Below are 21,687 nucleotides of genomic sequence, written 5' to 3'. Positions count from 1 at the left end.
CAATTGAGGTGATGAGCGAGGAGCTGGCGAAGTACCATGAGGTTCCGTCATCGACACATTGACGGTGTTGCACTTAGAGCCTGCATCCGCCCAATGAAATAACGGCGTCATGGCGGGAAGCGGGATCGTGGCGGGAGAGACAGCGCTGCCCCCGTGGCCGTAGCGACGGGGGGCAGCGAAGAGCACAAAACCGTTGGCAGGATTATGCGTCGGCGTGAACCTTGATCCGGTATAGCACGCAGTAGACCACCGGCAACACCACCAGGGTCAGCAAGGTGGCAACGCCCAGCCCTCCGATCAGCGCGACCGCCATGCTGGCGAAGAAGGCATCGCTGATCAGCGGGATCATGCCCAGCATGGTGGTCAGCGCGGCCATGGCGACAGGCCTGACACGGCTGATGGCGGCGCGTACCACTGCATGGTAGCGGTCCTGGTGTAACGGTAGCTGTACGTTGATTTCCTCTACCAGCACGATGGCGTTCTTGATCACCATGCCGATCAAGCTCAGCGTGCCGAGCAGCGCCATGAACGAGAACGGCAAGCCGGTCAGCAGCAGCGCGCCCACCACGCCGATAATCGTCAGCGGTACCAGCGACCAGATGGCCAGCGGCTGGCGGAAATTGTTGAACAGCACCACGGTGATAATAAACATCATCACCAGCCCCAGCGGCAGCGAGGAGAACAGCCCGCTCTGGGCTTCGCCGGCGGTTTCATACTCGCCGCCCCACTCCAGTCGGTAACCTGGCGGCAGCTCCAGGCCCTCCACCTCGGGACGAACCTCGGCCAGTACGCTGGCGGCGGTCACCCCGCTTAACGGGTTCGGCTCACCATACACCGCTAGCATGCGTTCACGATTGCGACGCTTGATCAGCGGATCTGCCACCTGGGTTCTGATATCGCTGATCACCTGGTCGGCGGTGATATAACGCCCCTGCTCTGCGCTCCATACGTTAAGTGAGCCAAGGTTATCCACATCGTGGCGCTGGCTGGGGATCGCCCGCGCCACCATGGGGATCAGGTCGCTGCCGTCGCGGTAAACGCCCACCTGGCTACCGCTGGTGCTCAATGCGAGTGTGGCGGCCAGGTCTTCGCGGGTAACGCCCAGCCTGCGCGCAGTGTCTTCCATAAATACCGGCTCGATGGCCTGAACGCGATTACGCCAGCTGGTGCGTATGCTGGTCATATGCGGCGTGTCGCGGAACATCGCTTCAACCTGATCACCCAACTGACGCAACACTTCCGGGTCGCTGCCGTAAAGGCGCGCCTCCAGCTTGGCTTTCGGCGCGGGGCCGACTTCCAGCGGGGCGATTTTATAGTCGATATCGCTATGGTCGCGCTCCAGCACCTTCTCAACCTCGGCCATACGTTCACGCTGGGTGGCTTTATCGTCGGTTTCGACAATCAGCTGCGCGTAGCTCGAGTAGCGGTCTTCCGGCGAGTAGGTGAGCGTAAAACGTTGTGCACCGCCGCCCACGGTGGTGGTCAGATGGCGAATGCCGTCCATCGCCATCACGCTGTCTTCCAGCTCGCTGACGCGCCGCTGGGTTTCGAGGATATCCGTGCCTTCCGGCGTGCGGTAATCGACAAAGAAGATTGGCGTATTGGACGCCGGAAAGAAGGCGTTTTTCACCGAGCCAAAGCCGACCACCGCCCCGGCCAGTATCGCCATCACCAACACCAGCGTCACCCAGCGAAACCGAATGCCGGTGATAATCACCCGGCTGAAAACGCGATACACAATGCCTTTATAGGGATCCTCCTGGCCATCGCCGGGCGCCACATTGCGAAAGAACAGCTTGAAGTAGAAAGGGGTCAGCGTCAGTGCGGTAATCCAGCTGAGCAGCAGCGAGTAGAGCAGAACGAAAAACAGCGAGCCGATGAACTCGCCGGTGGTATCCGGCGACAGGCCAATCGGGGCAAAGGCGGCAATGGCGATGAGCGTGGCGGCCAGCAACGGCCAGGCGTTCTGGCGGATCACCTGATGGGCCGAATCACGGATGGTATGGCCGCGTTTCAAGCCCACCAGCATGCCCTCGGTGACCACAATGGCATTATCCACCAGCATCCCCAGGGCGATGATCAGCGCGCCCAGCGATATCTTTTCCAGTTGCAACCCATGGAAGCGCATCAGCATGAAGGTGCCGATAATGGTGATCAGCAGGATGAACCCCATCAGCAGGCCGCTGCGCCATCCCATAAACAGCATCAACACCACGATGACGATGGCCACCGCCTGGATCAGGCTGACCAAAAAGCCCGATACGGCTTCATCGACCACCTGGGGCTGGTCGTAGACCACGTTCAGCTCCATCCCCAGCGGGGTTCGCGCTTGCAATTCATCCAGACGCTGCTGCAGCCGTTCGCCGACCTCGACCACGTTCACGCCGCTTTCGAAGGAAATCCCCAGCGACATCGCCGGCCGGCCCATGTCGCGGTAAAGCTGCTGGGGCTGCTCCGCCAGCTCGCGCGATATGTCAGCGATATCGCTGAGACGCACCAGTTCGCCATCGCCTTCGCTGACGATCAGCGCGCGCAGGTCATCGATATTCGCCGCGCTGCCGGTGGGCGTAATGCGAAAACGACGGCCGTCCTGCTTGAGGTGGCCCGAGTCGGCCACCGCATTTTGCGTATCGAGCAGTTGCTGCAGGCGGGTGAGGGGAATATTCAGCGCGCGCAGGCGCTCGCGATCCACCTCGATATAAATGCGCTCGGGATGCTCGCCGCCCAGCGATACCTTCTCGACGCCCTCGACCAGCGCCAGCTCTCGCTTGAGAAAATCGGCATGGTCGGCCAGGTCGGGCATGGTATAGCCCTCGCCGGTCAGGTTGACCATGAAACCGAACACGTCGCCGAAATCGTCGTTGATGCGCGACTGGCTGGCCCCCGGGGGTAGCGCGGCCTGGGCATCCTCGACCTTACGGCGCAGCGAATCCCAAAGCTGCTCCAGCTCTTCGTTCTGTACCGTGCTTTCAAGCTCGACGGTAATCTGCGAGAGGCCGTCGGAACTCACCGAGCTGATACGCTTGATCGACGACATCCCCTGGATCGACTCTTCCAGCGTCGAAGTGACTTCCTGCTCGACTTCCTCCGGCGTCGCACCGGGGTATTGCGTGGTGATCAGGGCGTTGCGAATGGTGAACTCGGGAAATTCCAGCTGGCCCATGCCCAGAAACGCCAGGGCGCCGCCCGCCAGCAGCACCACTGTCATTAAATAGCTGGCCGCCCGGTGACGTAAGAAATAGTCGACCATGTTATAGCCCCTGCTCTTTTTCCCATGGGGTCACCTGGGTGTCGGCGGTTAACCGGTGGGCGCCGGCGGCTACAATACGGTCACCCGCGGACAAGTCACCGCTGACTTCAAGTCCTTTGGAGGTCAGGCGGCCAACCTCAACAGGCACCGGCTCAACGCCGTGTGGCGCTTTAAAGCGCCAAACCTGGGCCTGCTCCGGGTTATCGCCTGCATAAGTCACTGCTTCAGCGGGCAAATGCCACAAAGGCGTCGTTGGGTCGGACTGCAGGTCGCTTAAATCAAGGCGCACGCTGGCGCTCATGCCATCTAATAGCGTGATGTCATCCGGCTGGGGCAGCGTCAGGGTGACTTCATAGGCCAGGCTCTGCGCACTGGCCTGGGTCGTGTAGGACGCCAACTGAGCGAGGTAGGGCTTGTCGCTGTTACCAAAGCTGACTTCATAGGCTAACGCATCGCCAAAGGGCGTGCCGTTGCTGCGTGGCATGCGCTGGACAATCTGCTCGGGCAGGTGGAAGACCACGTCCAGTTGACCCGGCTGCTGGATGACGGCGACCGTTTCCTGCACCTGAACAATCTGCCGGTTATCCACCGGTACCTGGGCAATCACACCATCGTAAGGCGCACGTAACTGGGTATGCTCGACCTGCTCTTCCGCCTGCTCAAAGGTAGCGCGGGCAGCCCGCCATTCGCTCTCCGCCTCATCAAACCGGGACTGGCTGACCGCGCCACGCTCCAGGGTATAGCGCATACGCTCCAGGTTGGCCTTGGCAAGCTCCAGGCGTGAGCGGGCGCTATCCAGCTCGCTTTGTGCATTGCGATTATCAATACGCGCAATGACCTCGCCCTCCGACACCTGTTGACCGGGGCTGACGTTGAGCTCAAGCAGTTCCCCTGCCATGCGAAACGACAGATTGCTGCGCGTGGTAGCTTCAACGCGTGCCGGAAACTGCCTTAACGCCCCGGCATTCGCCGCTTCCAGTGTCACCAGTTTTACTGGCCTGGGCGCCTCTTTTGACTGCGCCTCAGGCTGATCACACCCCATTAGCACGAGCAAGACCAGTGCAACCGGTAGCCAGCGAAGAAAAGTAACGGGCACGATAAGCTCCTTGATGACGATCAAACGCCGCATTCCCAACGAACAGAGGGTGATATATACTTGACTGACATTCATGAATGTCAGTCAAGTATATACTAATCACTCGCTGGCGACTTTGCCAGCGATCGGTGCCAGAATAATGTCACGTGTTGAATCAGGAGCCGCCATGACCCGCCGCAAGGCCGACGCCGAACGCACCCGGGAAGCCATCCTGGACGCGGCAGAAACGACGTTTCTCGCCCAGGGGGTTTCTCGCACCACCCTCGCGCATATTGCCCAGGCGGCGGGGGTTACCCGAGGGGCGATTTATTGGCACTTTGAGGACAAGGCCGCCCTTTTTGATGCGCTGCTCGAGCGGGTCCGCATTCCGCTGGATGAAATCGTCGACGACGCCGTGCAACAACTTGGCACGGCACCGGTAGACTGTTTGCGCGACATCGCACAGCGCTCGCTGGCGGGTATCTGCCACGACCAACCGTTGCAGCGAGCCGCCACCATCGTGCTGCACCGCTGTGAAAAGCTGGAAGACGACCACCCGCGCATCAGCATGATTACGCGGCTTTCCGAGCATGCTGAAGCCCGGGTCGAGCAACTGTTCGAGCAGGTCCAGCAGCTGGGCCGGTTACGCGCAGACCTGAGCCCGGCCAGCGCCCGCCGCCAATTTCACGGCTTCTTGATTGGCGTCTGTTTTGACTGGCTGCAAGACCCTCATCAGTATTCGCTGGACGACGACCGCAACAGCATCGTCGAAACATTGATACGCGGACTTTTGGTGGAGAATACACCCTAAACCAAGTGGCACGCGGTTTGCTTCCTATACTGGATGAATGTTCTTTCTCCTGGAGCCAGCCATGCACCACTCTGATTACCCCCTCAGCGAAGTTCCCCTCAGCGCCCGCAAGGGCCTGCTGTCCACATCTGCCGTGCTACTCGGGTTTACCTTTTTCACCGCCACTATGTGGGCAGGGGGCACCCTGGGTCAGGCCTTTTCGATCGGCCAACTGCTGTGGATCATCCTGTTGGGTAACCTTTTATTAGGTGCCTACGCCGCCACACTGGCCTATATCGCCTGTAAAAGCGGGCTCAATTCGGTGCTGATGGGGCGCTTCTGCTTCGGTGAAAAAGGCAGCAAGTTGTCTGATTTCATCCTCGGTTTTACCCAGATTGGCTGGTACGCCTGGGGCACGGCAACGATCGCCGTGGTATTGGTACGCACCACCGGGATGCCTGAATGGCTGGAAATCCCCTTAATGGTGCTGTTTGGCTTTGGTTTCTGCATCACCGCCATGATCGGCTACAAGGGGATGGACTGGCTTTCACGCTTTGCCGTACCCGCCATGATGCTGTTCATACTGATCAGCCTGTTCACCGGGCTGGTGGATGCACGCGGCTTTGCCGGGTTAAGCCAGAAAACGCCTACGGAAAGCATGGGCGTGGCCGCGGCGATTACCGTCATCATCGGCACCTTTATCAGCGGCGGCACCCAGGCGACCAACTGGAGTCGCTTCGCGAAGTCACCGAAAATCGCCGTGATCGCCACGATGGCGGCTTTCTTTGTGGGGAACGGCTTGATGGTGCTCACCGGTGCCCTGGGTACCATGATCTACCAACAGGCGGATATCGTGGATGTATTGATCGCCCAGGGCTTTGTCACCATCGCCGTGCTGATGCTGTTTTTGAATATCTGGACCACCCAGGACAACACCATTTACAACTTTGCCGTCGCGGGCTGTAATTTGCTACGCACCGAAAAACGCCGCCTGGTCACGGTAGGCGGTGCGGCGATAGGGACCGTGCTGGCGGTCGGCGGCATGTACAACCTGCTGATCCCCTTCCTGGTGCTTTTGGGCACCTTTATTCCGCCCATGGGCGGCGTGATCATGGCAGACTTCTGGCTCAAACATAAAGGTCGCTACCCCGCGCTTGAAAGCGCTCAGCTACCCGACTTCAACCGCCGGGGTTTGGCGGCCTATGCACTGGGCGCCGGCGCCGCCTACTTCTCGCCGTTACTGCCGCCGTTGGTGGGCGTCGTGGTCGCGGCGGGAAGCTATGCTGTGCTGTTGCGCGTCAATCACGCTACGCTGGGTGATAGCCTTCCCTCCACTGCCAAACAATAAGTGAGCCGTTTTATATATGAGCATGCAGATTATCAACGCCCGGCTACGCCAGCGCCCCGAGCTTTATCGTATCGAGGTCGAGAACGGTAGCTTCACCGCGATTACGGCCCAGGACGCGCCGCAAACGGCAGGCGAAGGACCCTCGCCCGAACAGATTGATGCAGGCGGTAAACTGCTTTGCGCGCCGTTTATCGAGCCCCATATTCACCTGGATGCTGCCCTGACGGCGGGCGACCCCGAATGGAACCAGAGCGGCACGTTATTCGAAGGCATTGAGCGCTGGGGCGAACGCAAGCCCATGCTGTCGGAAGCCGATATTCGCGAGCGTGCGCTGAAAACGCTGAACCTGCTGATCAGTAACGGCGTGCAATTTGTACGCACCCATGCCGATACCAGCGACCCCAGCCTGATTGGCATCAAAACCCTGTGCGCCCTACGCGACGAGCTGAAAGACAAGATCGATATCCAGGTAGTGGCCTTTCCCCAGGACGGCCTGCTCTCCTACCCGGACGGCGACAGGCTGCTGGAAGAAGCGCTGGAAATCGGCGCCGATGTGGTCGGCGGCATCCCCCACTTTGAATACACCCGCGAGCTGGGCGTGGCCTCCATGCAGCGGGTGATCGAGTTGGCGATCAAATACGATCGCCTGGTGGACGTCCACTGCGACGAGATCGACGACCCCAACTCGCGGTTTCTCGAAGTGCTGGCCCATGAAGCGCTGACGCATGACCTGGGCAGCCGCGTTACCGCCAGCCACACCACCGCGATGCATTCCTACGATAACGCCTACTGCTCCAAGCTGTTTCTGCTGCTCAAGCGCTCGGGCATCAACTTTGTCTCCTGCCCCACCGAAAGCATTCACTTGCAGGGGCGCTTCGACAGCTACCCCAAACGCCGCGGCGTGACCCGGGTGAAAGAGCTCAACGAAGCGGGTATCAACGTGTGCCTGGCCCAAGACTCCATCGTCGACCCCTGGTACTCCCTGGGTAATGGCAAACTATTGCGCACGCTGGATTTTGGCCTGCATATCTGCCACATGATGGGCTATCAGGACTTCAGCCAGTCGCTTTCGCTGATTACCGACAACAGCGCGCGCACCCTCGATATTGAAGGGCGTTACGGCATTGAGGTAGGCAAACCCGCCAGCTTCAACCTGCTGGATGGCGAGGACGATTACAGCGTATTGCGCACCCAGGGGGAAGTGCTCCTCTCGGTTCGCCACGGCGAGGTCATCATGCAGCGCGAACCTGCCAGAATCACCACGCCACCATGGCTTGGCTAAATCTACCAAGGCGCGTTAAGTTTAGCTTTGTCTGAAAAGTCGGCGAGCGCAGCCAGTTTTCAGTCAAAGCCTGGTCATTCAGCCAATAAAAGGGATTTCACCATGAGCGTCGAGACCGTTCGCCAGTTTTTTGCCGAGCATGCGCCGGATATCACCATCGAAGAGCTGGAAACCAGCACGGCCACGGTGCAGCTCGCCGCTGATGCCCATGGAGTGGCCCCTGGTCAAATTGCCAAGACCCTGGCGTTTCGGGTGGGCGAAAAACCGCTACTGATCGTCGCCAGCGGCAACGCGCGCATTGATAACCGCAAGATTCGCGACACCTTCGGCGGCAAGGCAAAGATGCTTGACGCTGAGACCGTGATGGAACTCACCAGCCACCCGGTCGGCGGCGTCTGCCCCTTTGGCCTCGCCACTGACCTGCCGGTGTATTGCGATGAATCCCTCCACACCTTTGACGAAGTGCTCCCCGCCGCCGGCTCGCCCAATAGCGCCGTGCGCCTGAGCCCCAAGCGCCTGGCCGAGCTGGTCAATGGCCAGTGGGTAGATGTGTGCAAAGTGCCTGAGAAGGTCAGCTAATTACATTTCTTAATAAATAGCGCTTATTTGATATCCAATAGATACCCATAAAACGCCGTATTACGCTGCCAGCCCAATGATTCATAAAGGTGTTGGGCGCGTTCGTTCTCTACCTGCGTCATTAATATCAAACGTGCGACGCCGTGATCGTGGGCAAGCTGGGTGGCGGCTTCCATTAACGCCCTGCCCGTGCCCTTATCGCGACACTCTGGTAATACAAAAAGATCATTGAGCGTCCAGCGTGTATTCAAGCCCACCGTGGAAACGCCAGGATAAAGCTGCACAAAACCGGTGAGCGCACCTTCGCTGTTTTCGCTCACCAAAATAAAAGCGTCTCCGAGCCCCATGCGCTGGCGCAAGAAATCCCGCGCCGCCTGAAGATCACTCGGCTGCTGATAAAACTGACGATAGCCATCGAGTAAACCACTGAGAGATTCCAGGTCATTGAGTACCGCAGAACGAATGTTAACCATAACGACTGCTCCATCTGGATGGTAATTAACCACAGCCTGCCCCTATAGTGGTCTACAAAAAAGAACCACTTATCGCTAAATTGAGGGAACCAGTGAAACGACATGATGTGGCCGGCAACTGGATTGCGGAGGCGCTGGCGCTCAGGCTAACTGCGAATGAAGCAACCACGCTGGTTCAGCAGCTCTACTGCTCGCTAAAGGCGTGGATTCAACACGGTGAATTGACGGCTGGCGATACGCTTCCTTCTTCCCGCCATTTGTCCCGCGCTTTGGGTGTTAGCCGCAATACGGTGCTGGCCGCCATGGATCGGCTTTTGGCGGAAGGTTTGCTGATTGCTCGCCAAGGGGCGGGGCTCTATGTAGCAGACCTGCCCGCGCTGTTAACCAGGGCTGAGGCACCACCTACTGTGCCTGTTCGCTACTCAAACCGAGGCAACAAACTATTAGCGCTAAGCGGAACGTTAAGCCACGGCCATCGCGCCTTTGCGCCTGGCGTCCCTGCGCTCGACCTGTTCCCCAGGGAGCAGTGGCAGCGATTGTTACGTCGGCACTACTATCAGGCGGAAATGGCATGGATGGACTATCAAACCAGCGGCGGGCTACCTGCTCTCAAGGCAGCCCTTTGTGACTACCTGAGACTTTCCCGAGCGGTGCGTTGCCGGCCAGAGCAGATCGTCATCACTCAAGGCGCCCAGCAGGCGTTTGAACTGATTACCCAGCTCTTCACCGATCACGGGGATTCGGTTTGGATGGAGGAGCCGGGTTACGGCGGCGCTCAGGCCTGTTTTCTGGCATCAGGTTTGGCGGTCACGCCCATCCCCGTCGATCAACAAGGACTCAACCCGTCACTTGCCCCAGAGAATGCGCCAGCACCTCGGCTTATTTACGTGACACCCTCTCACCAGTATCCCAGCGGCGTGACCATGCCGGCACCCCGGCGGCTGACGTTACTCGAGCATGCGTCTCGCACCGGCAGTTGGATCATTGAAGACGATTATGACAGCGAATTTCGTTACGACACGCCGCCAACGCCCTCGCTCCAGGGCCTCGCTGAACAGGCATCGGTCATTTATGTGGGCACCTTCAGTAAGGTGCTCTATCCCGGCTTGCGCCTGGGCTATCTGGTTGTGCCTGAAGCGCTTGCCGAAGACGTCAGACTGGCCCACGCACGCCTGCACCGAGAGGGTAACTACCCTGTACAGTCGGCCCTCGCCGAATTCATTGCCAACGGGCACTTTACTCGCCACATCGCCCGGATGCGGGCCGCTTACCGCCAGCGCCAAGCCTGTTTGCGAGCGGCGTTAGCGCCTGCTGTGGCCGCAGGGCTTCGGCTTTCTGACGGCCATGCGGGCATGCACCTGTTAGCCGAACTCGACACCATCGCAGAAGAAGGCATGCTGGTCAGACGCGCCGAGGCGCAAGGTATTACGCTTTCGCCGCTTTCCCGCTATTACCTTGCCGAGAACAAGCACCCGGGGTTAGTGCTCGGCTATGCGGGCTCAACGGAAAGCGAGCTGACCAGCGCCGGTGCATGGCTCAGCGACGCCTACCTGACATTAAGGCAACACCTGTGACCATTACCGGCAGCCAACGCCGCCAGCCATCAATAGATGTCATGCCTGCGTATTCTCCGAGTACCTTCCTGTAGTAGGGTAATGCTTTTTACGCACGCATTTTTCTATCAACCAGCAAGGGGACAACGCGTTCCCGATGGGGTCAACGTGGTTCAACCGTTCTCTTCGCAAACAGAGTCTCGCGCTTCGATAAGCAAGGCTTGGGGCGTGCATGCCTTCACGGCCAGCGGCGTTCTACTCGGCACGATGGCGATGCTCGCCCTGGTCGACAATAATCCGGTTGCCTGTCTTCTCTGGCTGGGCGCGGCGATGCTGGTCGATGGTTTCGATGGCACCCTAGCCCGCAAGTTCGACGTCAAGACCGTGCTGCCCCATTTCGATGGTTCAACCCTCGACATGGTCATCGATTACCTTACCTGGGCCTTTATCCCGGCGCTTTTCATCTACTCCTTTATTGAGCTACCGCCCAACCTTGGGCTTTTGACAGTGTTCATCATCCTGCTGTCTTCGATGTTCTGTTTCTGCAACGTCAATATGAAAAGCCAAGATAATTTCTTTGTTGGCTTTCCTGCTGCCTGGAACGTCGTCGCGGTCTATGTCTATATTCTCGATCTACCGCCCTGGTTCACCTTTGCCGTGATTGTCCTGCTGGCCGCCCTCACCGTGACACGGATGAAATTTCTTCACCCGTTCCGGGTGCGCCTGTTCATGCCGCTCAATATTGCCGTGACGCTTGCGTGGTTCGTCTGTGCCACGTCACTGGTACTCTCCACCCCTGAGCACGCGGCCTGGGCACTATGGGGCTGGGGCGTCACCTCTGTGTACTTCGTGGGTATCTGCCTGTGGCGTACCATGAAAGAGTGGTTTGATTGACAAGTCACTGATGGCTAATGGTTTTATCCTCCCCGAGAAGAATTTTTACGGCCACCTGGCCAGTAAAAAACCACCGCCTGGCACGCCAGGCGGTGGGGAGACGTCACCTCAAACGAATAACGGCGACTATTCGATGTGGGCTGAACCACTAGGGCATTAACACGCTATCGATGACGTGGATCACGCCGTTCGCCTGCGCTACATCCACGACGGTCATGTTGGCGCCATTACCTTGGGCATCCATGACCATCAGGTTATTACCATTGCGCGTGACGGTAAGATACTCGCCTTGAACAGTCTGGAGCGCGACGGCGCCATCTTTTTCCATCACTTTTTCCCACAACGCGTCCCGGTTCATGTTGCCGGGTACCACGTGGTAAGTCAGGACGGTCTGTAGCTGCTCCTGGTTTTCAGGCTCAAGAAGCGTATCGACGATGCCATCAGGCAGTTTTGCAAAGGCATCATCCGTCGGCGCGAATACGGTAAAAGGGCCTTCGCCTTGCAGCACATCGACCAACTCAGCGGCTTGAACAGCCGCAACGAGTGTCTCATGGTCATCCGAATTAACGGCATTTTCGATAATGTTACGCTCAGGCAGCATGTTGGCGCCGCCGACCGTCGTAGGCCCATGATCAGCAACGGCAACGCCAGTAAACAAGGCAGCGGCACAAACGCCAGCGGTAAGTAGTTTGAGTTTCATTGGGGCATCTCCTGGTTGTCATTAAAAGAGCTCAACAATGCAAGCTCATTGATACTTACGGCCCCAAGGCATCAGTGGATGCAAACATCTCAACATTTTTTTTATTCACCGCTGAGCACTCTCCTATTGCCTTCAACGACGGCCTCACCAAGACTGACGTTTCGGTTAACTGTGCAGAGATGCCTGAATGCTAGATGCCACACAACGCCAGCAGTATCTTATCGAGCAACTCAACGGCTGCGCCCAGGGCGACCGCAACGCATTCGAACGTCTCTATCGTGTCTCCAGTGCGCATCTATATGCTCAACTGCTGCGTATAGTAAGAGATGAAGGCGCCGCTCAGGATTGCCTGCAGCATGTTTTCATCCGAATCTGGCATGCCGCCGATCAATACGACGCTACGCGAGCCAAGCCGATGACCTGGCTTTCTACACTTGCTCGCAATATTGGCATCGACTGGCTGCGTCGCCAGAAGCCACAGGACACCACCACCGATGAGCCCTTGTTGGCCACCCTATTAGGTACCGACGACCCTGAAGATGACAGCATCAGTCATCAGCAAAATGACAAACTGAACGACTGCCTCGACACACTCAGTCGACATCAGCGCCAGTTAATGGAAATGGCCTATTTTCAGGGCATGACGCACAGCGAGCTTGCTCACTCTCTGTCCCAACCGCTGGGCAGCGTTAAAAGCTGGATCCGCCGTGGACTCGAGAGGTTAAAAACATGTCTAACCAATGGGATTTAAGCGACCCAGATGATCGCCACCTTGCGGCTGGTGAGTACGTACTGGGCGTATTGGACATCGATCAAAAAGCACGCTTTGAAGCGCTGCTGGCGGTCAGCCACGACCTACGTAACGATGTGGAAGCGTGGCGAGAATACCTGCATCTATTCAACGAGCGACTGGACCCCAGGACACCGCCCAAGGAGGTCTGGCATCGCATTACCCAGGCAACCGGAACAGTGCCGGTCCCTTGGTGGAAGCGTTTAGGCGCATGGCAGACCATGGCGGCCAGTTTTGGGGTGATCGCGATAGCGCTAGGCCTTCTCTGGCAACAGGCTGAACTAGCCAGGCTACCGGACGGAGAAGCCGTCTTCGTGGTTCAGGACGAATCGCGCACGCCAGGCTGGATCATCAGCGCAACCCAGGAGGGTGAGTTGATCGTACAGGCCGTTCAACCGACCCAGGTCGACAGCGAACAGACCGGTGAGCTCTGGTTGATTGCCGATGGTACGCCCGTCTCGCTGGGCCTGTTACCTGATCAAGGTAGCCACCGCCTGGAACCCAGTGCCGAGCTGCGCGCGCAGTTATTCACTGCCGATCTGGCCGTCAGCGTTGAGCCCCAGGGAGGCGCTCCCGAAGGCCAGCCAACCGGTCCGATTATCGACCATGGGCGTTTGACGCCGGTACGCGGAAGTACTCTTAATTTTTAGAACATAAATCTGAACGAAACAGCCAGAAACAGGCGGTTTCTGGTATTCCAAGTACCGACCCAAGACCAGTGAGACACTGTCGGCGATATTGCAGATAGTTGAAAGTGAACTACGCTGTTACATGTAACATTACAGCCAAGAGCTTTCACCATGACCGCCTCAAACATCAACGACCGTGTCCAGAAGCACCGAGCAACGCTTAGAGCGTCAGGATTGCGCCCTATTCAAATTTGGGTGCCAGATACTCGTCGCCCCGGCTTTAGTGAGGAGATCAAGCGACAGTGCGAAATAGTGGCCGCGGCGGACAATGCCGATCACGATTTACAGGATCTTATGGATGAGGCCTTGTTAGACGTAGATGACGAGTGAGCAGTATGAAAAGCATGAGGCGCGGAGATCTGGTAACGGTTACCCCACCCGGGGAGTTTGGTAAACCGCGCCCAGCACTGATCATACAATCCGATCAATTCTCTTCCACCGCGACTGTCACCTTACTATTGATTTCAAGCACCCTCATTGATGCGCCACTGATGCGTATTGAGGTGATGCCTACGTTGGAAAACGGCTTGCGCAAGCGATCCCAGGTCATGGTGGACAAACCCATGACGGTAAAACGTGACAAGCTAGGCGAGCCCTTCGGTCAACTTGACGACAGCACCATGGTGACGATTAACCGCTCGCTGGCCCTGTTCCTCGGCTTTGCTTAGAAAATCAATCCCCATTACTCATACCCGCTACTCATAGAGGCAGCGCGTATCCCGATTTGACGGCGTCCATGGAAACCAGTGTTGTGAACGAACGCACGTTAGGGTGCTCCATCAGCGCCTCGCGGGTGAAATCTTCATACTCCTGCAGCGTACGAGTCACCACCACCAAAACGAAATCCAAATTCCCTGTCACGTAATAGCATTGCTGCACATTGGGGTGCTCCCGCATCCGCTGCTTGAACTCATCGACATGCTGGTTACGCTCATAGTCAAGATCGACACCGACGATGCAGGTAGTTGGCAAGCCTAGTGCTTTGGCATCTAAACGCGCCTCCTCCTGGACAATAACACCCCGCGCCCTTAACCGTTTGAGCCGCCGCTGAACCGCCGCCGCCGACAAGCCAACCGCTTGCCCAATGCTCTCCCCCGTCACACGCGTATCGTGCTGGTAAATAGCCAAAATCCGACGATCAAAATCATCCAATTGATCCCCGGGCCGCTCGCCCGCAGTTTGATCACTCATTACGCAGTCTCCCCGCAATGGCCCGCCAGGATATGCGGCCAGTAAAAAAGTCTTGCCCGTTAAGCTAACGCAACTCAAGCAAAGAACTTAACCATACAGGCAGAGACAACTCCATGAGCCAAATACGCACGATCCTGACCGAGGGCGACCCACGCTTAAGAGCCGCTTCCCAACCAATTGAAGACATCACGTCCCATATAGCCAGGGTGATATCCGAACTGCATGCCACACTTGCCAATTTCAAAGCACGTACCGGCTTTGGCCGTGCCATCTCTGCCCCTCAGATAGGCGAACCCTTGCGCATCGTGGCGATTCAGTTGGGTGGCCGCCCGTTGACATTGATCAATCCAGTCATTGTCTGGCGAAGCGAAGAGACGCAGCCGGTATGGGACGACTGCATGAGCGTGCCCGACCATATTGCCAATGTTAGGCGCCACACCAGCATCAGCCTGACTTACCAAAACGAAAGAGGCAAAACCTGCCACTGGCATCACCTTTCAGCATCACTGGCCGAACTGATCCAGCACGAGGTTGATCATCTTGATGGCGTGCTAATGGTGAACCGGATAGAGCGTCAGGAGGATTTGCAGCCTATCGCTCACCACGCCGAGCTAATTGCGCCCCAACGTAGCGAGCACCGCATCATGCTGGATCACATTGCTTCTGCCTCCAGATACATCACCCCCACCTTTCTGGCAACCCCACAGTATCGTTCGCCATCACTCGATGCTGCGTTAGGGGTCGCCATGACAGTGAAGGTCGAAACGCTCAACCCCCTCCGCAACTTCAAAGGGCGCGGTGCCGACCATTTTGTTTCACATCATATTGAGCAAAAAAAACCTGCACCACTGGTTTGCGCCAGCGCCGGTAACTGGGGGCTAGCGCTGGCGCATGCCTGCAAGCAGCACGGGCTGCCTCTCAGCGTCTTTGTCGCTGAAAATGCTAACCCACTCAAAATCGCGGGCATCCGCGCACTGGGCGCGGAGGTTATCAGCGCGGGGGAGGACTTTGATCAGGCCAAACAGGCGGCGGCTCACTTTGCTCAACAGCATGGTGGCTTGTTTGTAGAGGATGGCCGACAAGCCGCGATTACCGAAGGCGCAGGCACTATTGCGGTCGAAATGCTCGCCCGCAGCGACACATTCGATACGCTGCTGGTGCCGCTTGGAAATGGTGCGCTTATAAACGGCGTAGGCCGCTGGTTCAAAGCCTCTTCCCCCGCCACCCGGGTGATCGGCATCTGCCCTCAAGGCGCGGATGCCACTTGGCAAAGCTGGAGGCGCGGTACGCTCGTCACTAATGATCGGGTGGATACCATGGCAGATGGGGTGGCGGTTCGCGCTCCCATTACCGAGGCATTGGAAGATATGCGCGATCTAGTCGATGATATCTGGCTGCTGGACGAAGCCCGTATCGAAGATGGCATGCGCCTGGGCCTGGAACACCTGGGGCTGCTACTGGAGCCCGCAGGGGCACTCGGTTTAGCAGCCGCCTATGCTAGGCGTGATCAGTGGACTCAGGATGCTTCCATCGCGACTATTCTGACCGGCGCTAATCCTTCTCCAACACTTACCGACTCGTTACTGGCGGCCTTCACGGCTAATTGAAAGGAAGACCACTTACCCTAAACCTACCTCGTGCGCCTGCGCCTCTTCCATCATCTCAGTTGCAAGATCCCCCACCGTGCGCACGGCGTTTTCGATCGCAGGCGTTAGCGTAAACGCGTAGTTCAGACGCAGGCAGTCCACCGCCGCAGGTAGCCCCATCCAGAACAGACAGCGGCTTGGGGATAGCTGATCCCCGCGCCTGCGGGGAACGGATTATCTAAAACCCTCTTCGTCCAGTCGCTCTCTTTCTTCTACCATGACTTTGGCTAGTGCATAGGCATCATACGCTATCTGCCCATGGTCGAAATCGATTGCAAGTTCATTGTCGTTTGCCATTATCAGGAATTGCTGCATTGCCAAACCTGCAAAATAGTCGAGCCTATCTACGTTCATATAACCTCCATTATCTAGTTCCCAAGCAAAAAAAGCCCAACGGCACGATCCGTTGAGCATTAGGCTGGTGAATTAGTAACTTACTAATTCAAACAACAGCGATTCTTTCAATATGATTTTGCTCTTTATGCTCGGCTTGCCATAGGTCGTAGTTGGTCTGCATGGTCATCCAGTGCTTAGCGTTACCAATACCGCCATGCTCGAGCCTAACCGCAAAATCAGGGGAAATGCTGGCATGCTCATGCAAAACGCGTGATACCGCTGTACGGGACATACCTAGTTTCTTGGAAAAATCAGTGACATTCAGCCCCAGCGCGGGCACGATCCGGCGGCGTAACAAGCTGCCTGGGTGCGGCGGGTTCATCATCGTCATCACGTTATCCTCGTCGTCATCGTCATCGTCATCGTCATGCACAATATTTTTAATACGTATATCTAGAGGCTGTGCAATCGTGGCTACCGATCCAGTCGAAACCATCCGGTGGCCCTTGATAACCGTATCGTGTCGGTTATCAAGGAGCGCCGCTGTCAGTGGTAGTCTAAATAATCAACAAGGTGTGCATCTTTCCCATCAAACGTAAATATCACTACCCAATTACCGTTTACATGCACTGAAAAAAAGCCCTTCTTATCACCTTTCAAGCCATGGAAATCAAAACCCAGTAAATCCATATCACTTGGTTTGGTTGCGGCATCCAGTGCTGCCAGTATGTCTCTTAAATCGTCTACATGGTTAGGCTGTACTCCCTGGGGCTCCCCCCGCTCATAAAGCCGTTTCAGTCCTTTGTGTTTGATTTTCTTTATCATCGCATCGCTTTGCCTCCCTTGCCGTCGAACCTGCATATATTGTAGCGCGTAACGCCACACGCATCAATAATGAATAGGCATTATGGGTACACCCCTTATACGGTTCATCCCCACGCCTGTGGGGAACAGCAACTGGGGATGGCTCGTGCAGGGCGTTCATTAGGTGTGCTTATTGACCGATCCTGTCGTTTTAGATGAGCGACGCCTGCGCCTCCTCCACCATCTCGGTGGCAAGCTCGCCTACCGTTCGCACGGCGGCTTCGATACTAGGCGTGAGTGTGAAAGCGTAGTTCAGCCGCAAGCACTGGCGGAACTTGCCCGAGGCTGAAAACAGCGAGCCCGGTGCCACGTGGATAGCATGCTGTGCCAAGCGTTCATTGAGGCGCACACAGTCCACCGCTGCAGGCAGCTCCACCCAGAGCAGGAAGCTGCCCTCGGGGTAGCTGATGCCTGATCCCTCGGGAAAATAGCGCTGCACCCAACTGATCATGATGTCGCGCTGGCGCTGATACTGGCGGGTAGCGAAACGCAGGTGGCGTTCATAATGACCTTTGGCGACGAACTCCGCCACGGCCAGCTGCGGCAGCGTCGCCGAGGCACCGGTGGAGACATACTTCATATGCAACGCCTGATCACGATAGCGCCCCGGCGCAAGCCAGCCCACCCGCAACCCCGGCCCCACGGTTTTGGAAAAACCGCTGCACAACATGACGCGGCCATCGTCATCGAAGGATTTCACAGTGCGCGGCCGGGGCAGGGAGAATGACAAATCACCGTAGATATCGTCTTCGATAATCGCCACATCAAAGCGTTGAGCAAGCTGAAACAGCGCCCGCTTGCGTGCTTCAGGCATTGTGTAGCCCAAGGGATTGTTGTAGGTCGGCGTGACCTGTATCGCGCGGATCGGCCACTGCTCCAGCGCCAATTCCAGCGCTTCCAGACTGATGCCGGTTTGCGGGTCGGTAGGGATTTCCAGCGCTTTTAAGCCGTTGGCCTTGAGAATCTGCATGGTGCCGTAAAAGCTGGGTGAGTCCACGGCCACCACATCGCCAGGCTCGGTCAGTGTACGCAGCGCGATAGCCAGTGCTTCCTGGCATCCGGTAGTCACCATGATGTCGTCCGGGTGCAGCAGGCAGCCGGACGCAATCGCCAGCCGCGCCACCTGCTCGCGCAGCTCGGGGCTACCGCCCAGCTTATCGTAGTTGAATCCGTTCAGATCAGTGCTGCGATGCAGGCCAGCGAGGATTTTCGACAGTGGCCGCAGCGTTTCATACTCGAGATTGGGCACCCCACGCCCCAACAGAAGCCGGTCGTCGTCGCGTTGAGTAGCGACGAGTTCCAGCACCTGGTCCCATTGGGAAACATCCAACGGGCGCTGGGCAGGCCGGGAGACCGACGGCAGCACCGACGGCGCGCGGCTAGGCAGCACGAAGTAGCCCGACTTGGGCCGCGACTCGATCAATGCCACATCCATCAGTTGCCGGTAGGCCTCCTGGGCGGTGGAAATGCTGACGTCCAGCTCCTGGCAGACCGCACGAATCGAGGGGAGGCGATCCCCAACGCGGTAAATACCGTGCTCGATACGCTCCCGCAAAATGGTCGCCACTTCTTCATAGCGCGTCATAACACCCTCCTCCTCCACAACCCGATAACGATACAGACGTACCCAGAAACCGCCATACAGAGGTATAGCACGCCCTTCTGTATCTTAAAAACAATAAACTCTATATCTGTATCAAAACATCAGCGCTGAGTAATCTGGTCTGGCACACACCACGGAGGATTCGCCATGCCGCGCTTCAGCCTTACCCGACTCCGCTATCAGCTAGGTTATCAACTTCGCTACTATCAACAATGCCGCCGCAGTCGCCGCCATCTGTTAACGCTCGATAACCGGCTGCTGGAGGATGTCGGCATTAGCCGCGAGCAGGCCCAGAGAGAGGGCCGCAAACCGTTTTGGAAACATGCGTCTGTTGACAGGGGGCCTTATGAAAACCGTTGAGTATTACCTGCTGGATGTATTTACCGACCAGCCGTTTACCGGCAATCCACTGGCCGTCTTTTCAGAGGCTGGAGAGCTTGAGACCAGCACCATGCAAGCGCTTGCCAATGAATTGAACCTGGCTGAAACGGTGTTTTTGAGCGCCGCCACCAGGCCGAACCATTTTCCCATGCGGATATTTACTCCTACTCAGGAACTGCTCTTTGCAGGACACCCCACGGTAGGCACCGCGCATCTATTGGCCGCTTTAAATCTCGTCAATCGCGAGCAAACCGTCGTGCTTCAGCCACCTATTGGCGAACTGGCGGTACGCTATAACCAAGGAAGGGCAACGTTTACCACTGCCCAACCTGCAAGCATCGCGGACAGCAACCTTGATCACGCAACCGCCGCCGAGCTACTTGGGCTTGAGGCGCATAAGGTGGTTGGCAACCCGGTGCTGGCTTCCTTTGGCCTGCCCTTTCATTTGATCGAGCTAGCAGATATCACCGCTCTGGAGAAGGTGCGCATTTCAACAACCACCTGGGCAAATGCCGTCGCACACAGCAGTGCCGAGCAGATCTACCTATATGTCGCTGAACAGCTACACAGTGCCGAGAGGCTTCTTCATAGTCGTATGTTTTCCATGGAGAACAGCCTTTGCGAAGACCCCGCCACCGGCAGTGCCGCAGCCGCATTGACCGGCTATTTGGCCTCCCTTCAGCCAGATGCCTTGCAGTGCCAGATTCATCAGGGTGTTGAGATGGGTAGGCCCAGCGTTATCCACACTGCTGCGAATGGCGGGATCAAAACAGGCTTTGTGGAAGTGGGCGGTAACGCTGTGGTGGTGGGCAGGGGCGTGTTTTACCCGGGACATTAGCTCTCCCCATACCGCACACCGATATGAGGGCTTTGGTATTCCAAGCAAATGGCTGTCGACTCCAAGTTATCGCCGGATCAATAATCTGAAAAAGCCAATGCATTGACTGATGACACACACCAACACCGCTGGCACCGCAAAGACAAACAGGGACACAAACAGCCACCCTAAAAATACAGAAGCGATGGCCCCGTACTGGTACTCGCAAGAAGACATGTCGCTTGAATACGCGCAAAACTCCCCTTGAGGGTTATGATCAAGCGCCACATAAACCATTAGTGACGCAATAATCAAGGCAAGCGCTATTGAAACAAGTAAATATAGCACTTTGATCCGCTTTTTATTCACCTCCACCTTCCCATAGTTCTTGACCGTAGATTAACTGCACTCGGGCACCATAGTCATTTACATGTTCTGCACCAAGAGCATTGTAGATACTTGCGACCTTCTCGATGCTGGAAGGAACAACCCTAGCTTGAATTCTTTTCAGCAGAACTGCAGCAACGTAGATGTTGGGGTATGGATAATTGACCACCTCATACCGTGTAAAGCCCGCCTCATCCGCGATGGGCTTCCAATATTCTTAGTTTATGTTCATGGGCCGGAATGATGTATTCCGGGGGTGAATTCTATCGTAATAACCATGCGTTGTTTCAATGTGCGCGATGGCCTTCAACAACCTTGGCTCTATGCCCACCTCCCTACCAACCGCCTCGAATGCCTGCTCGTTCTCATTAACTTCTTCGAATACATCGAATGCATACCATGGTTCTTGGCCAGAAGCATGTGGGTTATCGGCTACCTCGAATAACGCCGGAGTATCGTTGACAATGCTCTCCCGTCTATCCTCTGCCATGTTAACTACAGGAGGTTCCTGCTCGTCTCCCAAAACTTGCTCTCTAGAGCTATCGTCGCCATTATTCAAAGATTGTGGCAACGCCTGAGCAGAAGTCGCACGGCTTGGTTCTTTCCCCAGCGCATCGACTCGGCTAGCGTTGGTTTCTGCCTCATGATTACCCCCGGGTCCCATTCCTTCGTCATCCGTGGTCAATGTTTTGATCGGAGGTGCGCTACCAATAGCAACGTCACCAATAATGACCGTTCTTGAGCCACTGCTAACGGTATTGCCATGGGCACCGACGCTACCCAGAGTCGCGGCAGGTTTTCCATTGATGATCACAGAGTATGCAACCGCTTGGGTAATCGGGCTGCCACATGCGGATTCGTCGCCTAACCTTGCGGCGGGCAATTCATCGTAAAAAACATTTGGCGAGCCTTGTACCAATGGGTTTGTACCATGCCCTGGCACAGGGCATGCGGTAGAATCAGTAATACGTGCTGTTGGTTTTCCGCTCACCATGTAGCTCCTTAAGTGTATGCCTTTATAAACATCTCAATATGACGA

General features: G+C 56.8%; 23 protein-coding genes. 13 read left to right on the top strand and 10 right to left on the bottom strand.

Features of this window, described 5'->3' with window-relative positions; translation table 11 throughout:
- Window positions 1–202: 202 nt before the first annotated feature.
- Both QC815_RS13270 and QC815_RS13265 read right to left on the bottom strand, forming a co-directional pair.
- Window positions 203–3,250: an efflux RND transporter permease subunit gene (locus QC815_RS13270; protein WP_310540250.1), complete on the bottom strand. Its 3,048-nt coding sequence runs from the start codon at window positions 3,248–3,250 to the stop codon at window positions 203–205.
- A 1-nt stretch (window position 3,251) separates the two neighbouring features.
- Window positions 3,252–4,346, bottom strand: a complete 1,095-nt coding sequence (locus tag QC815_RS13265; protein ID WP_310540247.1) for an efflux RND transporter periplasmic adaptor subunit — start codon at window positions 4,344–4,346, stop codon at window positions 3,252–3,254.
- Between the two features lie 166 nt (window positions 4,347–4,512).
- Between QC815_RS13265 and QC815_RS13260 the strand changes: the two genes are divergently transcribed.
- The 4 genes from QC815_RS13260 to QC815_RS13245 all read left to right on the top strand — a co-directional run bounded on the left by QC815_RS13260 (window position 4,513) and on the right by QC815_RS13245 (window position 8,324).
- Window positions 4,513–5,136, top strand: coding sequence for a TetR family transcriptional regulator (locus QC815_RS13260; protein ID WP_092824386.1), 624 nt, complete (start codon window positions 4,513–4,515; stop codon window positions 5,134–5,136).
- A 61-nt stretch (window positions 5,137–5,197) separates the two neighbouring features.
- On the top strand, window positions 5,198–6,463 hold the full coding sequence (gene codB, locus QC815_RS13255; protein ID WP_310540245.1) for a cytosine permease: 1,266 nt from the start codon (window positions 5,198–5,200) through the stop codon (window positions 6,461–6,463).
- A gap of 16 nt (window positions 6,464–6,479) precedes the next feature.
- Window positions 6,480–7,745: a cytosine deaminase gene (gene codA / locus QC815_RS13250; protein ID WP_310540243.1), complete on the top strand. Its 1,266-nt coding sequence runs from the start codon at window positions 6,480–6,482 to the stop codon at window positions 7,743–7,745.
- Between the two features lie 102 nt (window positions 7,746–7,847).
- On the top strand, window positions 7,848–8,324 hold the full coding sequence (locus QC815_RS13245; RefSeq protein WP_310540241.1) for a YbaK/EbsC family protein: 477 nt from the start codon (window positions 7,848–7,850) through the stop codon (window positions 8,322–8,324).
- Between the two features lie 23 nt (window positions 8,325–8,347).
- On the opposite strand, the gene QC815_RS13240 is transcribed toward QC815_RS13245, so the two are convergent.
- A complete protein-coding gene (locus tag QC815_RS13240; RefSeq protein WP_230445828.1) occupies window positions 8,348–8,797 on the bottom strand; it encodes a GNAT family N-acetyltransferase in 450 nt (149 codons plus the stop codon).
- A 92-nt stretch (window positions 8,798–8,889) separates the two neighbouring features.
- On the opposite strand from QC815_RS13240, the gene pdxR reads away from it, so the two are divergent.
- Both pdxR and pcsA read left to right on the top strand, forming a co-directional pair.
- Window positions 8,890–10,371, top strand: coding sequence for a MocR-like pyridoxine biosynthesis transcription factor PdxR (pdxR, locus tag QC815_RS13235; RefSeq protein WP_230445827.1), 1,482 nt, complete (start codon window positions 8,890–8,892; stop codon window positions 10,369–10,371).
- A gap of 189 nt (window positions 10,372–10,560) precedes the next feature.
- A complete protein-coding gene (gene pcsA / locus QC815_RS13230; protein WP_422828724.1) occupies window positions 10,561–11,244 on the top strand; it encodes a phosphatidylcholine synthase in 684 nt (227 codons plus the stop codon).
- 148 nt (window positions 11,245–11,392) lie between these two features.
- On the opposite strand, the gene QC815_RS13225 is transcribed toward pcsA, so the two are convergent.
- Window positions 11,393–11,944, bottom strand: a complete 552-nt coding sequence (locus QC815_RS13225; RefSeq protein WP_310540237.1) for a fasciclin domain-containing protein — start codon at window positions 11,942–11,944, stop codon at window positions 11,393–11,395.
- A 187-nt stretch (window positions 11,945–12,131) separates the two neighbouring features.
- Between QC815_RS13225 and QC815_RS13220 the strand changes: the two genes are divergently transcribed.
- The 4 genes from QC815_RS13220 (at window position 12,132) to QC815_RS13205 (ending at window position 14,091) form a co-directional block, all read left to right on the top strand.
- Window positions 12,132–12,695, top strand: coding sequence for a sigma-70 family RNA polymerase sigma factor (locus QC815_RS13220; protein ID WP_230445824.1), 564 nt, complete (start codon window positions 12,132–12,134; stop codon window positions 12,693–12,695).
- A complete protein-coding gene (locus QC815_RS13215) occupies window positions 12,674–13,384 on the top strand; it encodes an anti-sigma factor (protein WP_230445823.1) in 711 nt (236 codons plus the stop codon). Before QC815_RS13220 ends, QC815_RS13215 begins: the two co-directional genes overlap by 22 nt.
- A gap of 150 nt (window positions 13,385–13,534) precedes the next feature.
- Window positions 13,535–13,753, top strand: coding sequence for an antitoxin MazE family protein (locus QC815_RS13210; protein WP_230445822.1), 219 nt, complete (start codon window positions 13,535–13,537; stop codon window positions 13,751–13,753).
- Window positions 13,754–13,758: 5 nt separating this feature from the next.
- On the top strand, window positions 13,759–14,091 hold the full coding sequence (locus tag QC815_RS13205; RefSeq protein ID WP_230445821.1) for a type II toxin-antitoxin system PemK/MazF family toxin: 333 nt from the start codon (window positions 13,759–13,761) through the stop codon (window positions 14,089–14,091).
- 31 nt (window positions 14,092–14,122) lie between these two features.
- On the opposite strand, the gene QC815_RS13200 is transcribed toward QC815_RS13205, so the two are convergent.
- Window positions 14,123–14,614 (bottom strand): Lrp/AsnC family transcriptional regulator, encoded by a 492-nt coding sequence (locus tag QC815_RS13200; RefSeq protein ID WP_310540232.1) that lies wholly within the window; start codon window positions 14,612–14,614, stop codon window positions 14,123–14,125.
- Between the two features lie 113 nt (window positions 14,615–14,727).
- On the opposite strand from QC815_RS13200, the gene QC815_RS13195 reads away from it, so the two are divergent.
- Window positions 14,728–16,221: a pyridoxal-phosphate dependent enzyme gene (locus tag QC815_RS13195; protein WP_310540229.1), complete on the top strand. Its 1,494-nt coding sequence runs from the start codon at window positions 14,728–14,730 to the stop codon at window positions 16,219–16,221.
- A gap of 213 nt (window positions 16,222–16,434) precedes the next feature.
- Here QC815_RS13195 and QC815_RS13190 read toward each other — a convergent pair whose 3' ends face one another.
- The 4 genes from QC815_RS13190 to QC815_RS13175 all read right to left on the bottom strand — a co-directional run bounded on the left by QC815_RS13190 (window position 16,435) and on the right by QC815_RS13175 (window position 19,045).
- On the bottom strand, window positions 16,435–16,614 hold the full coding sequence (locus QC815_RS13190; protein ID WP_310540227.1) for a hypothetical protein: 180 nt from the start codon (window positions 16,612–16,614) through the stop codon (window positions 16,435–16,437).
- Window positions 16,615–16,702: 88 nt separating this feature from the next.
- Window positions 16,703–17,092, bottom strand: a complete 390-nt coding sequence (locus QC815_RS13185; protein WP_310540225.1) for a HigA family addiction module antitoxin — start codon at window positions 17,090–17,092, stop codon at window positions 16,703–16,705.
- Between the two features lie 50 nt (window positions 17,093–17,142).
- The gene (locus QC815_RS13180; RefSeq protein ID WP_310540223.1) at window positions 17,143–17,421 is read right to left on the bottom strand and encodes a type II toxin-antitoxin system RelE/ParE family toxin; all 279 of its coding nucleotides are present in this window, start codon (window positions 17,419–17,421) and stop codon (window positions 17,143–17,145) included.
- 190 nt (window positions 17,422–17,611) lie between these two features.
- Window positions 17,612–19,045 (bottom strand): aminotransferase-like domain-containing protein, encoded by a 1,434-nt coding sequence (locus QC815_RS13175; protein ID WP_310540221.1) that lies wholly within the window; start codon window positions 19,043–19,045, stop codon window positions 17,612–17,614.
- 165 nt (window positions 19,046–19,210) lie between these two features.
- On the opposite strand from QC815_RS13175, the gene QC815_RS13170 reads away from it, so the two are divergent.
- Together QC815_RS13170 and QC815_RS13165 are read left to right on the top strand one after the other, a co-directional pair.
- Entirely contained in the window at window positions 19,211–19,423 is a 213-nt protein-coding gene (locus QC815_RS13170; protein ID WP_310540219.1) for a DUF1127 domain-containing protein, read from the top strand.
- Window positions 19,410–20,282 carry a PhzF family phenazine biosynthesis protein gene (locus QC815_RS13165; RefSeq protein ID WP_310540217.1) on the top strand — a complete coding sequence of 291 codons (873 nt, stop codon included), beginning with the start codon at window positions 19,410–19,412 and terminating at the stop codon, window positions 20,280–20,282. The genes QC815_RS13170 and QC815_RS13165 overlap by 14 nt, the downstream gene beginning before the upstream one ends.
- A 583-nt stretch (window positions 20,283–20,865) precedes the next feature.
- On the opposite strand, the gene QC815_RS13160 is transcribed toward QC815_RS13165, so the two are convergent.
- A complete protein-coding gene (locus QC815_RS13160) occupies window positions 20,866–21,642 on the bottom strand; it encodes a PAAR domain-containing protein (protein ID WP_310540215.1) in 777 nt (258 codons plus the stop codon).
- Window positions 21,643–21,687 lie beyond the last annotated feature (45 nt).

Origin of the sequence: Vreelandella gomseomensis (assembly GCF_031451645.1) — a bacterium.
GTDB lineage: Bacteria > Pseudomonadota > Gammaproteobacteria > Pseudomonadales > Halomonadaceae > Vreelandella > Vreelandella gomseomensis.
This window is presented reverse-complemented; position numbering and strand designations above follow the sequence as displayed.

Coding starts and splice junctions, on each gene's coding strand:
- QC815_RS13195 (WP_310540229.1), top strand. CDS start 14,728: ATGAGCCAAATACGCACGATCCTGACCGAGGGCGACCCACGCTTAAGA.
- codA (WP_310540243.1), top strand. CDS start 6,480: ATGAGCATGCAGATTATCAACGCCCGGCTACGCCAGCGCCCCGAGCTT.
- QC815_RS13165 (WP_310540217.1), top strand. CDS start 19,410: ATGAAAACCGTTGAGTATTACCTGCTGGATGTATTTACCGACCAGCCG.
- QC815_RS13205 (WP_230445821.1), top strand. CDS start 13,759: ATGAAAAGCATGAGGCGCGGAGATCTGGTAACGGTTACCCCACCCGGG.
- QC815_RS13240 (WP_230445828.1), bottom strand. CDS start 8,797: ATGGTTAACATTCGTTCTGCGGTACTCAATGACCTGGAATCTCTCAGT.
- QC815_RS13185 (WP_310540225.1), bottom strand. CDS start 17,092: ATGGTTTCGACTGGATCGGTAGCCACGATTGCACAGCCTCTAGATATA.
- QC815_RS13170 (WP_310540219.1), top strand. CDS start 19,211: ATGCCGCGCTTCAGCCTTACCCGACTCCGCTATCAGCTAGGTTATCAA.
- QC815_RS13270 (WP_310540250.1), bottom strand. CDS start 3,250: ATGGTCGACTATTTCTTACGTCACCGGGCGGCCAGCTATTTAATGACA.
- QC815_RS13175 (WP_310540221.1), bottom strand. CDS start 19,045: ATGACGCGCTATGAAGAAGTGGCGACCATTTTGCGGGAGCGTATCGAG.
- QC815_RS13220 (WP_230445824.1), top strand. CDS start 12,132: ATGCTAGATGCCACACAACGCCAGCAGTATCTTATCGAGCAACTCAAC.
- QC815_RS13215 (WP_230445823.1), top strand. CDS start 12,674: ATGTCTAACCAATGGGATTTAAGCGACCCAGATGATCGCCACCTTGCG.
- QC815_RS13245 (WP_310540241.1), top strand. CDS start 7,848: ATGAGCGTCGAGACCGTTCGCCAGTTTTTTGCCGAGCATGCGCCGGAT.
- codB (WP_310540245.1), top strand. CDS start 5,198: ATGCACCACTCTGATTACCCCCTCAGCGAAGTTCCCCTCAGCGCCCGC.
- QC815_RS13190 (WP_310540227.1), bottom strand. CDS start 16,614: ATGAACGTAGATAGGCTCGACTATTTTGCAGGTTTGGCAATGCAGCAA.
- QC815_RS13210 (WP_230445822.1), top strand. CDS start 13,535: ATGACCGCCTCAAACATCAACGACCGTGTCCAGAAGCACCGAGCAACG.
- QC815_RS13180 (WP_310540223.1), bottom strand. CDS start 17,421: ATGATAAAGAAAATCAAACACAAAGGACTGAAACGGCTTTATGAGCGG.
- QC815_RS13225 (WP_310540237.1), bottom strand. CDS start 11,944: ATGAAACTCAAACTACTTACCGCTGGCGTTTGTGCCGCTGCCTTGTTT.
- QC815_RS13200 (WP_310540232.1), bottom strand. CDS start 14,614: ATGAGTGATCAAACTGCGGGCGAGCGGCCCGGGGATCAATTGGATGAT.
- QC815_RS13260 (WP_092824386.1), top strand. CDS start 4,513: ATGACCCGCCGCAAGGCCGACGCCGAACGCACCCGGGAAGCCATCCTG.
- QC815_RS13160 (WP_310540215.1), bottom strand. CDS start 21,642: ATGGTGAGCGGAAAACCAACAGCACGTATTACTGATTCTACCGCATGC.